The sequence below is a fragment of the Chryseobacterium sp. BIGb0232 genome (assembly GCF_024810195.1).
GTDB classification, from domain to species: Bacteria; Bacteroidota; Bacteroidia; order Flavobacteriales; family Weeksellaceae; genus Chryseobacterium; species Chryseobacterium pennae.
This window is the reverse complement of the sequence record NZ_JANUEH010000003.1, coordinates 21,189-33,299: the sequence shown is the minus strand read 5'-3', so window position 1 is coordinate 33,299 and position 12,111 is coordinate 21,189. Positions and strand designations below refer to the sequence as shown.

At 35.7% G+C, this 12,111-nt stretch carries 11 protein-coding genes; 5 read left to right on the top strand and 6 right to left on the bottom strand.

Features of this window, described 5'->3' with window-relative positions; genetic code table 11:
* Window position 1: 1 nt before the first annotated feature.
* Together M2372_RS09740 and M2372_RS09735 are read right to left on the bottom strand one after the other, a co-directional pair.
* A complete protein-coding gene (locus M2372_RS09740; RefSeq protein ID WP_123319141.1) occupies window positions 2-586 on the bottom strand; it encodes a Crp/Fnr family transcriptional regulator in 585 nt (194 codons plus the stop codon).
* A 47-nt stretch (window positions 587-633) separates the two neighbouring features.
* Entirely contained in the window at window positions 634-1,089 is a 456-nt protein-coding gene (locus tag M2372_RS09735; protein ID WP_123319140.1) for a PPC domain-containing DNA-binding protein, read from the bottom strand.
* A 413-nt stretch (window positions 1,090-1,502) separates the two neighbouring features.
* On the opposite strand from M2372_RS09735, the gene M2372_RS09730 reads away from it, so the two are divergent.
* On the top strand, window positions 1,503-2,129 hold the full coding sequence (locus M2372_RS09730) for a chloramphenicol acetyltransferase (RefSeq protein WP_123319139.1): 627 nt from the start codon (window positions 1,503-1,505) through the stop codon (window positions 2,127-2,129).
* Window positions 2,130-2,150: 21 nt separating this feature from the next.
* Here the strand turns inward: M2372_RS09730 and M2372_RS09725 are convergent, their stop codons facing one another.
* Window positions 2,151-2,744, bottom strand: a complete 594-nt coding sequence (locus M2372_RS09725) for a Crp/Fnr family transcriptional regulator (RefSeq protein WP_123319138.1) — start codon at window positions 2,742-2,744, stop codon at window positions 2,151-2,153.
* A gap of 607 nt (window positions 2,745-3,351) precedes the next feature.
* Between M2372_RS09725 and M2372_RS09720 the strand changes: the two genes are divergently transcribed.
* On the top strand, window positions 3,352-3,693 hold the full coding sequence (locus tag M2372_RS09720; protein ID WP_123319137.1) for a hypothetical protein: 342 nt from the start codon (window positions 3,352-3,354) through the stop codon (window positions 3,691-3,693).
* 14 nt (window positions 3,694-3,707) lie between these two features.
* Here M2372_RS09720 and M2372_RS09715 read toward each other — a convergent pair whose 3' ends face one another.
* Window positions 3,708-4,439, bottom strand: a complete 732-nt coding sequence (locus M2372_RS09715) for an MBL fold metallo-hydrolase (RefSeq protein ID WP_115972943.1) — start codon at window positions 4,437-4,439, stop codon at window positions 3,708-3,710.
* Between the two features lie 79 nt (window positions 4,440-4,518).
* A complete protein-coding gene (locus M2372_RS09710; RefSeq protein ID WP_310473122.1) occupies window positions 4,519-5,277 on the bottom strand; it encodes an NrtR DNA-binding winged helix domain-containing protein in 759 nt (252 codons plus the stop codon).
* Window positions 5,278-5,501: 224 nt separating this feature from the next.
* On the opposite strand from M2372_RS09710, the gene M2372_RS09705 reads away from it, so the two are divergent.
* The 3 genes from M2372_RS09705 to M2372_RS09695 all read left to right on the top strand — a co-directional run bounded on the left by M2372_RS09705 (window position 5,502) and on the right by M2372_RS09695 (window position 9,978).
* Window positions 5,502-6,686, top strand: a complete 1,185-nt coding sequence (locus M2372_RS09705) for an MFS transporter (protein WP_115972878.1) — start codon at window positions 5,502-5,504, stop codon at window positions 6,684-6,686.
* Between the two features lie 213 nt (window positions 6,687-6,899).
* The gene (locus tag M2372_RS09700) at window positions 6,900-8,708 is read left to right on the top strand and encodes a hypothetical protein (protein ID WP_123319136.1); all 1,809 of its coding nucleotides are present in this window, start codon (window positions 6,900-6,902) and stop codon (window positions 8,706-8,708) included.
* Window positions 8,709-9,033: 325 nt separating this feature from the next.
* Window positions 9,034-9,978, top strand: a complete 945-nt coding sequence (locus tag M2372_RS09695) for an aldo/keto reductase (protein ID WP_123319135.1) — start codon at window positions 9,034-9,036, stop codon at window positions 9,976-9,978.
* 100 nt (window positions 9,979-10,078) lie between these two features.
* Here M2372_RS09695 and M2372_RS09690 read toward each other — a convergent pair whose 3' ends face one another.
* The gene (locus M2372_RS09690) at window positions 10,079-11,926 is read right to left on the bottom strand and encodes a chloride channel protein (RefSeq protein ID WP_123319134.1); all 1,848 of its coding nucleotides are present in this window, start codon (window positions 11,924-11,926) and stop codon (window positions 10,079-10,081) included.
* Between the last annotated feature and the right edge of the window lie 185 nt (window positions 11,927-12,111).

The window sequence follows — 12,111 nt, the reverse complement described above, 5'->3', positions numbered from 1 at the left end:
ATCAAGTATTATTCGGAAAATTCTTTTTACGGATTCTGCTGATGGTTTCCGGAGCCAGCCCAAGATAAGAAGCAATCAGATTATGAGGAACTCTTTTGATTATTTCCGGATTTTTCCGGATCAATTGCAGGTATTTTTCCTCAGCAGTATAGCCATTGGACACAATAAGCCTGTAATCTTTCGTAACAAGACTGTTTTGATAAAGAATTCTGAAATAACGGTCCATGACAGGAATTTCCAGCATCATCTTCTCATAGTTTTCCAAAGTAACCATTAATATTTCCGTATCTTCTACAGCATCAATGTTTAAGACCGCTTTTTCCTGATGAATAAAACTGTTGAAATCTGAGATCCACCAGCCTTCAAAAGCAAACATATTGATATGCTCATTTCCTTTCTCATCAGGATAATAAGATTTCAATAATCCTTTGTTTACAAATGACAGACATTTACAGATATCTCCTTCCTGTAACAGATATTGTTTTTTCTTAAGCTTTTTTACAGTAAAAAAGGTCTGAATCAGGTTTTTCTGTTCAGCACTCATCTCAACCTTATTCTGAATATGGGAAAGCAATACATCAAACATCCAACAAATTTTCCTCAAAAATAAGGCTTTCACCAGGAATTGAAGGTTTATTTTTCAAAATCGTAAAGGTTTATTCCTATTTCTCTGTCTTTGATTTTTACCACTCTGGTAGATAAAGGATAAAAAATAAATTCAGCGGCACCATTGATTCTTGCATCTAAAAGATGTCCTGCTAAAGCGGTATAATCTTCTCTGCCTAAGGTAATATGCAAGTGAAGTACAGGATTTTCTTCTATCAAAGAAACATTTCCTGAGATATTGGTGACTTCCATCTGTTCCTTGAATGTTTTATCAACATATTTTTTTGTTTCAAAACTAAAAAATCTAAGTGTTGCTTCACTTACAGCCCCAATTCCTGTGACTTCGCCCGCCTGAATATTTTGGTTTTGAACAAAGTCCGTTAATGCTTCCACAACACTGGAATCATTTTTAAGGCTTACAATATAAATCTGTCCTACCTTTCTTGCAGTCCAGTGATTTCCTTTAAAATTTTGTATTTCCATGATGTTTAATTAATTAGAATATGTTGGAAAATGCAAAGACTTGGGAACATTGTAAACAGTAATAAGTTCAAAATGCAAGTATATTTCACCTTAACCCAATATATGATTCTTAGTAACCGTAATGCTTATATTTAGTCACAGATACACAAATGGTATGTGATATTTAATAATGGAATTAAGATTCTACAGAATGACAAGCATAAAATTATAGCCCACAGAAATTATTCGTGTATTATCGCGATAAAACGTGTCTTTATATTCCCAACAATTACAGCTAATACAAGAATCATGCTTTTCAATCTACATTTTAATGCTTTTTTAAAAAGAAAAAAGATCTTATTAATAGAAAATTAATAGTCATTTTACTAGTTAAGATCAGGGAAATTACGGAAATTTGCAGCAAATTAAAATCAATGAAGATTGTAGACCTCCAGCAATGGAACAGAAAGGAGCATTTTGAATTTTTCTCTCAAATGGCAAGCCCATACTTTGGCTTTACAACAGAAGTAGATTGTACAACAGCTTATGACAAAGCTAAAGAAAACGGATATTCTTTCTTTGCCTATTACTATCACAAGTCTATGATTGCTGTGAACACTGTTGAGGAATTAAAACTTAGAATTATTGATGGTCAGGTAGTTCAGTTTGATACTGTTCATGCCGGAAGCACCATTGGCAGACCTGATGGAACTTTTGGCTTTTCGTTTACTCCTTTTTCTGAGGATTTTGCAACTTTCAATGCCGCATTGCAGGAAGAAATAAAAGGGGTGCACAATTCGTCCGGGCTTAGATTAAGCAATGAGAGGCTGGGAAAAGATCACGTGAGACACACTACCATTCCCTGGAATTCGTTCAGCGCAATTCTTCATCCTACAGATTTTAACAATGGAGAATCTGTGCCAAAGATCTCTTTTGGTAAATTCAGTATCCGTGATGGCAGAAAATACATGCCGGTTTCCATTGAAGCTCACCATGGTCTTGCAGACGGTATTCACATTGCAAAATATCTGGAGGAGTTTCAGAGACAGCTTGACCTATAGGGTTTAGACTTGAAGATTCTTCTAATAATAGATCTTTCTTTTCTCAAGCTTCACAATCTTATCTTTTTCCATTTGTTTTATGGTTCTTATCACTGTTTCTACACGAAGTCCTACCAGTGAAGCAAGTTGCTGCCTTGTCAGAGGGATCTGGAAAGAATAGGGTGCTTTATCATCATGGTAGCTTTTCAGATAATCCAACATGAGTTTCAGTTTGGATAGCGGATTCTGAAAGGATAGATTGTAGAACATGATGTACTTATAATACATTCTTTCTGCCAGGCATTGGTAAATATTCAGTGATATTTCCGGATTGCTTTGTATCAGGTTTAAAAAACTGGATTTGGGCATTCTGAAAACCAATGAATCCTCTATGGCAATGGCATTCATAGGATATGGGCGTTCTACAAACAAAAGAGATTCCCCAAAACTGTGACCATCAGAAAATATATTCTGAATAAATTCCTTTCCATCCTCAGTATAATTATTAAGCTTGATCTTTCCCTTTTCTATCTGATAATAGTACAGAGGCAAATCTTTTTCGTGGAAAATAACTTCTCCTGCTTTAAAATTTTTTGTTTCTGCCCCAAATGAAATTAATAAATTTTCAACGATCATATCTGTGATTTATTTATTAGTTAAAATTTTATGAACCTTTGTAAATACACATTTTATTCATCATTTAAATACTATAATTAAGTTCAGAGTTTTAAAAGAATAAAGAAACGTTTATTTCAGTCATTAACCATGAAATAAGGTACCATTCAGATACCACAAATATTTATTTTGATGATGTTATGTTTTTAAAACTATTGATTTGGATCATAAAAAGAGAACCGGGTAACCTCCTATATTTATCTCAGGCAAAAAAAGATGATAAACGGGCTGCTAAAAGGGGTTGTGATATTTTACCGAAAAGCATAACGTGGTATGTATGTGGTACTCTATTTTAATAGAATTTTAATCATTTTTTATTTCTTTGCCCTATATAAAAATGAATGGAAATTCATATGTATGAATTTTTAACCTGATCACTTAGTAAATACTGCTTGGAGTGTACATATTGTTGAATATTATTTATAAAAAATAAAGAGATTTTGAATGTGTGAAAATTATTTTATTCCCATGTAATTATTTATAAAACAAGGGTTTGTAAAAATAAAAAAGATTTCATAATGGTATACAAAGGATGTATATCAGAAATGAGTAGAGATGAGAACGTATTATGAAAAATAAAAAAACTGAACCGAACTTAGAGGATTTGAATCAGAAGATTCTTGTACAAGATGAAATTATGGCTTTAGCTAAAGCAAATTCTCCCCGTCTGCTTAACAAATTCAGATTGGTCTATCCGGATTTTTTCGACAAGTTATCTGCTATACAGCCTGGTCTTAAAAATTCCGAACTGATTTTTTGTATTTATCTTAAGCTCAATATGACGACAAAAGAAATAGCTACCTGTATTTTTGTCACACCCAAAGCGATACAAAACCGGAAAAACAGAATCAGAAAGAAACTCAATATTCCATCTGAATTCGATATTTACAAATGGTTTAATGAAAATTAAACCATTTTTTGTTTTTAAACTTCAATGACAGCTTTCTCCAAATCATGATAAAGTAGTATTTTCCAACTGTCTGCTCTGGCTTCACTTTCCCATAAAATTCTTAATTGCATTGCTTTTCTGCCATCAAAATCACTCTTGTAAGCCAAATGATATTTTAAATAAGATGCCTGAGGGAGATCATCTGCACCATAGAATACGGTTTCTTCATTCTCTCTGATCCAGAAAACCTGCATAAATGGAGTATGGCCACCCACGACTTCATACGATATTTCACTGGTAATCTGTCCTTTATCTTCATTCATCCAGATGATATTCGGTAACTGAATCAGTTGTTCCAAAATATTGAAATCAAAAGAAGGATTTCCTTTATTTTCCATTGCAAAATCCAGTTCACGTTTCTGGATATAGATCTGTGCATTGGGAAAGGTTGCCTCATAGCCATTATCGGTAAGTTTTACTGCACCATCAATGTGATCTTTATGGAGGTGGGAGAGTAAGAGTTTGGTAACCTGTTCAGGTTGTATATTCTCTCTTTCCAGAATTTTCATCACCACAGATTGTCCTTCTTCATTTTTCCATCCAATACCTGCATCTAAAAGGATATAATCATTTTCAGTAATGATAAGAAAGGGTTGAACAGACATTTTAATGCCGGAAACAGTATTAAAATTTTCGTTTGTTAAAAGTGTAAAATCTTTGGTTTTGCTGGCTGAAAAATTGCCTTCTTTAAGTGGTATGATTTTCATTCTGCAAATTTCCTGAATATTTCCAATATCCGAAAGGTTTTTCATCAATACCTAACATCGGCAGAAACAATGGAAACTGCTACCAATTATTTAGACCATTTTCCAGTGCTTTCTCATAATTTTCCATATCAAAAGAATAGAGATCAGGAGATCTGTGAGCTCCTACGCGTCTTTGTTCATCAAGTTTTTTTAAAACATTTAAGTTTTTGATCTTTCTGTAGAAGTTGCCTCGGTTAAGCGGCTTGCCTAATATCGCTTCATATAGTTTCTGTAGCTCAGGAAGGGTGAATTTTTCAGGCATCAGATTGTATCCGATTGGTTTGGAAGAAATCTTTTCCCGTAGGGTAAGCAATGCCTTTTCAATAATTTCACGGTGATCCATCCCAAATTCAATTTCAGGTAACTGGCGAAGATAAACCCATTCACAGGCTTCACTCACATCATCAGCTATGGGATTGATTTCAGAGGAATTATAAAGCGCATAATATCCCACAGAAACAAAACGCTGCTTTTGAAAAAGGGTTTCATCAAATTCCTCAAAATACAGCTGACTCCTGTTTTTTCTTCCAAAAACGCCAAATTCTTCCAGGAATACATCAGTAACACCTGCACGGTCTTCCAGTACTCTTACTACTGCTTCATCCAGATCGTCATCTCTCCTTACATAGCCACCGGGCAGCAGCCACTGTTTTCTGTAATTCATTTTCACCAGCAATACTTTAAGCTCATTCTGATCAAAACCAAAAACAACCGGGTCTACTGAAATATGAGGAAGATAAAGTTCTTTTGCTTCAGCAGATTTCTGTAAGATCTGTTCCCTGGAATCCATATAATCCATAAAAATAAAATGTGTTACTACAAATGTAAAGATAAAATTGGATAATATTTTAAAAAACTCTTTACTGAAGCAGACTGCAAGCAAAACATTCTATAATACTAACAGCTTAAATCAATTATAATACTCTCCCTTTTTTATGAAAATCCCTACCTTTGAAGCCATTAAAAAGTATATCCAACTATTTAAATCATCAGGATATATTTCTATTCAATAAAAATTTTAAGATGCAGGTGAATTCTACCAACGGTATTTCCAGAACAGTGGTGTGGTTAATGGCTATTATTTCAGGACTTGTAGTAGCCAACAATTATTATAATCAGCCTTTACTGGCCCTGATCTCGGAGGACCTTAATGTCTCAGAAGCTGCAGCCAGTAAAATTTCTGTACTTACTCAAATAGGCTATGCACTGGGATTGTTACTGATCGTGCCGCTTGGAGATAAGTTTTTCCGTAAGAAATTAATTCTGATTGATCTTTTTCTTGTTTTTGGATCTCTGCTGTGGATGACCTTTGCTAACCAGCTGTGGATGCTGTATGCTGCCAGTTTATTGATTGGAGCTACTTCTGTAATTCCGCAACTCTTTGTTCCTATTGCAGCAGAACTTTCCTCAGATAAAGAAAAATCGGCCAATATCGGACTGGTGATGTCCGGACTTTTATTGGGAATCCTTCTTTCCCGTTTCATTGGAGGAATTGTAGGAGAAGTCTGGGGATGGAGAGCCATGTTCGGAATTGCTGCGGGATTGATGATCTTAGTCTGGTTAGCCGTTTACAAAATGCTTCCGGAGCTGCAGCCAAACTTCAAAGGTACCTATAAAGAATTAATGCGTTCCGTTGCTCATCTTGCCAAAACACAGCCTATTCTTCAGCTGGCATCTTTCCGTGGAGCTATGGCTTTCGGATCTATGTGTGCTTTATTTACGACATTGGTTTTCCATATGGAGAAACCGCCTTTTAATGCAGGTTCATCTGTGGTAGGAAGTTTTGGTCTTGCAGGAGCAGTAGGAGCATTGGCTGCAGCTAAAGTAGGGAAGCTTCAGAAATACATGGATATCAACCGTATTATACTGTATTCATTATTAATTCTCATAGGAAGCTGGGGATTCACTTATTTTGGAGGGGAAACCTATTGGGGATTGGTTGTAGGAGTAATCCTTGTAGACCTAGGAGTACAATCCAGCCATATTATGAATCAGACCAATTACTTTTTAATTAAATCAAATGCGGTTAACAGACTGAATACAGTCTATATGGTTTCTTATTTCATTGGAGGATCGCTGGGAACATGGCTGGCTTCCGTAGCCTGGCAGAAAGCACAATGGACGGGTGTTTGTGCGGTAGGAACTGCGTTTGGTATTTTAGCTTTGATTGCTCATGTTCTGTTTTGTAATAAAGTCAGTAAATCTTAAAAAAAGATACAGCGAAGATGAAGTTGCGTCTTTGTCTATTCCCAACAACTTCAAAATAATAATTAAGGAACTTTATAAAATGACTTTTAGCATATTTTCAATATTGCAGGTGTTATTTAATGCATAATTAATTAAAAAAGCAATACTTTTAAGCAGTGAATTAGTTGAAAGAATTTTTAGTTGCATTAAATAAAGAACTTTTATTGAAACATAATGACAACTAAACCGTTACACAATTTCCATATTCCTGTGATGGGACTGGCTTATACTATAGACAGCCCGATCCGCGTTGCACAATATGGAATTTCTTCTGTGATTTCCATCATTGATGATGAGATTCTGGAAAAAATGAAAAACTTTTACAACAAAAAGTTTAATCTTGATTATTCAGGAATCTCAACAAAAACAGAGGATTACAGAGCCAAAAGGATTACTGCTTATCTGGACATGGTAGATGATATCGTGAATGAAAAATTCGAATCTTTCAAACAGGATATCAGTAAGAATAAAGAAGCCCTGAAAGACTTTGTGGCAATGTTACCTAATACTTCAGATCTGAAGAACAGCCTTCAAAACCTTATTGTTCAAAAAGATAACTGGGGCGAGACTATCAAAAACTTTATTGAAACAAACCTTATACCGGGAAGTATTGATGTCAATATCATGACGAAAGTTGATAAAGACAATTATAAAAAGAATGAGCAGCTTCCTGTGATGTACAACGATGCCCATGCTTCACTCCGGGGATTTGCAAAGAGTAAATTATCTTCCTCTATGGTTCTTTCTGCCGGGATGAATCCGCGCCTGTACAGCTATATGGAAGAATTCAATGATTTTTTTCCTGATGAAAACGGAATTCTGAAAAAGAAAATTATTCTTAAAGTGAGCGATTTCCGTTCTGCTATGATTCAGGGAAACTTCCTGGCTAAAAAAGGATTATGGGTTTCAGAATACAGGATAGAATCCGGATTAAACTGTGGTGGCCACGCATTTGCCACAGAAGGAATGCTTTTGGGTCCTATTATGGAAGAATTCAGACAGAAAAAGAATGATCTGATCCAGTCTGCCCATACATTAATGAGCAATGCTCTAGCACAAAAAGGTAAACCCGCTGTCTCCAAACCTTTAGAAATGAAAATTACCGTACAGGGCGGGGTAGGAACTTCTGAAGAACATGAATTTTTACTGGCCCATTATAATGTAGACAGTGTAGGATGGGGATCTCCCTTTTTATTGGTTCCTGAAGCCACTTCTGTAGATACCGAAACCAGAAATCTTCTTTTAAAGGCTAAAGAAAAAGATTTTTACCTGAGCCAGATTTCACCTTTGGGAGTTCCTTTCAATACGATAAAGGGAACTTCCAACGAATTACTAAAAGAGCAGAAAGAGGCTAAGGGAAAATACGGAAGCTCATGCCCGAAGAAACTATTGGCATTAAGCAAAGAATATTCTCCCGAAGGAACCTGTACAGCCTCCCGAAAATACCAGGATATTAAACTAAGTGAACTTTACACTCAGAAAGAGTCTCTCTCCACAGAAGAATTTGAGAAGAAAAAAACTGAAATTACAGATAAAGCCTGTCTTTGTGTAGGACTTGTGAACGCGGCTTATATGGAACAGGGAATCGAGATCAAAGGAGAAAAACAAGGGGTTGTCATCTGTCCGGGCCCGAATATCGCATTTTTTGACAAAGAAGTTTCTCTTTTGGAAATGGTCAAGCATATTTATGGAAACACCAACATTCTGTCTGATAACAACCGTCCCAATATGTTTATTAATGAACTAAAAATGTATGTAGACTATCTGAAAAAGGAAATAGCAGACACTTCTGTACAAATTACCCAATCCCAAACCAAACAATGGAATGCATTCAAAAAGAACATGTTGGAGGGAGTAGAATATTATCATCATCTTTTTAATACATCATCTTTCTTCAAACAGGGATTAGAGACAATTAATCACCAGCTTCAAGAATATACACAAATGCTTACAGTACTTGAAATTCCTCAGACTGAAAAGTAGTTACAGCATGCTGGTAAACGCAAAGACGCAAGTTTTTTAATCAATAATATGGTAAAAAATATCTATGTTACTCTTGCTGAAAATCTTTGATTTTCTATTGCCTTAAAATACACGTATACAGATAAAACTTGCACCTTTGCGTCAATCCAACAATTACAGCAGAACAGTCTTATATTAGGCTGTTTTTTATATTATAGCGTTCTACAAAATAAACGAGTAAGCATCGGCTTTTTCATTTATATTAACTATAGATTATATGGCTATTTTGAATAGCGAGGAAGGATAATATTCGCTACCTTAGATCTCAGTTAGTAAAATTATTTTTATGGAAAAAAGAAAGATTAAAAATACTGATTTAGAAGTGGCTCCTATTAATTTTGGAGGAAATGTTTTCGGATGGACACTGGATGAAAAACAATCCTTTGATACACTGGATCAGTTTACAGAGGCAGGATTCAATTTTATAGATACGGCAGATACGTATTCATGGTGGGTAAATGGAAGAGGCGGACAATCTGAAGAGATCATTGGAAAATGGATGAAAAGCCGTAATAACCGCAAGGATATTGTTCTGGCCACCAAAGTAGGTTCTGAAACCAAAGAACATGGCTATGACATCAGTAAAAAGCATATTCTGAAATCAGTGGATGAATCTCTGCAAAGACTTCAGACAGATCATATCGATCTTTATTATACGCATTTTGACGATCATACCACTCCCGTAGAAGAAACTCTTGCTGCCTATGATGAAATTATTAAAGCCGGAAAAGTGCGCTATATTGCAGCATCCAATCTTTCTCCGGAACGTTTAAAGGCATCCTTTGAAGCTTCTGAAAAAAACAATCTGCCTAAATATGTAGCACTGCAGCCTCATTACAACCTATTGGAAAGAGAAGGATTTGAGAAGAACTACGCTCCTTTGGTAGAAGAATTTGATCTTAGTGTGTTTTCGTACTGGTCTCTTGCTGCAGGCTTCCTAACCGGAAAATACCGTGATGAAGCAGATCTTGCCAAAAGTGCAAGGGGGGAAGGCGTAAGAAAATATTTAAATCCAAAAGGGCTTGGTGTATTAAAAGCATTGGATCAGGTGAGTGAAAAGCATCACAGTAACCAGGGAACTGTTGCTCTGTCATGGCTGTTATCCAATCCACTAGTTACCGCTCCAATTGTAAGTGCAACAAGTTCTTCACAGCTTCAAACATTATTCAATGTACCGAAGCTTGTTTTGGATCAGGAAGATATTGATTTGCTTAATCAAGTGAGTCTTTAATTTCAAACTTTCATTATTAGATTAATAAATCCGTTCAGTATTTGTGAACGGATTTATTTTTTATCTAAATATTAGAGTCATTTGGAGAGGTAATTATATCTTAATCCGAATACTCCTTTAACAGCTGTCTATAACTCATCAGAATAGAAGATTTGGAAATAAATCCGATAAAATCATTATTCTTGTTCACAACAGGAAGATTCCACACACCGGTGTCATCAAAAGTCTGAAGAATTTCCAGCGGTTTATTTTCAGGATAAACTATTGCCGGCGGAGTCTTCATGATTTGAGCAACCGTTTGTGAAGTATCCATTTCTTTGTTAAAAAGATAAGGCCTCACATCATCCAGTGTTAAAACACCTTTTAATGCTTTGGTATCATCCACTATGGCAAAAATATTTTTATTGCCATTCTTTACCAGTTCAAAAAGTTCTGTGATAGAAGCATTTTCCTGAATAGTCTGAGAATATTTATCAATAAAATCTTCTGTTCTTAAGGCAAAAAGCAGGTTTTTATCATGTTTATTGGTGAAAATTTTGCCTTCATCGGCAAGAGATTTCAGCTCCGGAGAAATAGGAGAGAACCATTTGGCGATAAGGTAAGAAATGATGGAAACAATCATCAGCGGGATAAAAAGATCATATCCGAAGCTGGATTCTGCAATCAGAAATATGGCTGTAAGCGGAGCATACATCACACCACTCATGGCCCCTGCCATTCCTACCAGTACAAGATTGGTAACCGGAACATCCGTAAATCCAATATGCTGACATACCAATGCAAATAAATATCCCACTGTTCCGCCTGCAAAAAGAGAAGGAGCAAAATTTCCTCCGTTTCCGCCACTGAATATTGTAAATGATGTAGCAAATGCTTTTAATAATAATACCAGGACTAAGAATATAATAATCGTCCAGTCACCAATTTCAAAGTATCTGAAGAGACTGTTTTCAATAATAGAATGGGTATTTCCGTTGGTAAAAGCTTTCACCGTATCATAGCCTTCTCCGAATAAAGGCGGAAACAATACACAAAGCAGCGATAGTACAGCACCTCCAAACATTGCTTTACGCATTTTTGAAAGCTGAAGTCCTTTTATAAAATGTTCCACTTTTTGAGAGATAATCACAAAATACCTGGCATAAAGCCCCGTTACAAGACCTAAAATAAGATAATATGGTAGATTTTTATAGTTAAAAGCTTCTCTGGTATAAAATCTGAAAAGAACATCTTCCTGAAGTAATATCCTTGATAAAAGACTTCCGCAAACCGCAGCAACCACCAATGGAATAAAGTCTGTAAAAACAACTCCGGTCAACAGAATTTCAAAGGCAAACATGATTCCGGCAATAGGAGCATTGAAGGCAGATGCAATTCCGGCAGTGGCTCCGGCAGCCAGCAATAATGTACGTTCTTTATAATTAAGTCTGTAAGTCTGTGCGTAATTGGATCCTATCGCCGCTCCGGTAACAGCAATGGGACTTTCCAATCCTGCAGACCCCCCTAATCCAACGGTGACTGCACTTTGAATCACCTGTGAATACATTTTTACAGAGGCTACAATACTTGAGTTTTGGGCAATTTCATAAAGAATAGCTCCAATACCTTTCCGATCCTGTCCTTTGAATAAGGTAAGAACTATCATCGTGGTTAAAACAATTCCTAAAAAAGGAAAAACGATATAGAATAGGATCTGATATTCAAAATGAACTTTATTGGTAATGAAATAATGAATATTATGTACCAATGTCTTCAAAATAACTCCAGCCAATCCTGCTGTACATCCTACAAGAATTCCGGAAAGCACAAGAAACTGGTTCCGGCTCAGTCTGTTGTTCAGCCAATGCAGAATAAGCTCATAACTGCGGGCTTTTTCCAGTCCATATTTCTGGAAATCTCTTTTAAATTTTAGAAAGCTTAGGTACTTTTTTTTGTTGTGAATTTTCACCTGGGAAGAATTTTAATGCGGGCTTCAATTTGAAACAGCTGTGTAAATTTATGAAATATATGGTAAAAATACTCCTAAAATACTCTTTAAAAATTTCCCCGGAATTGGATAAAAGACTTTGATTTTCTAGTTAATTTCCCTGAAAACACCTTTTTAATGAAGTAAATCAGCTGCAAAACACTCTT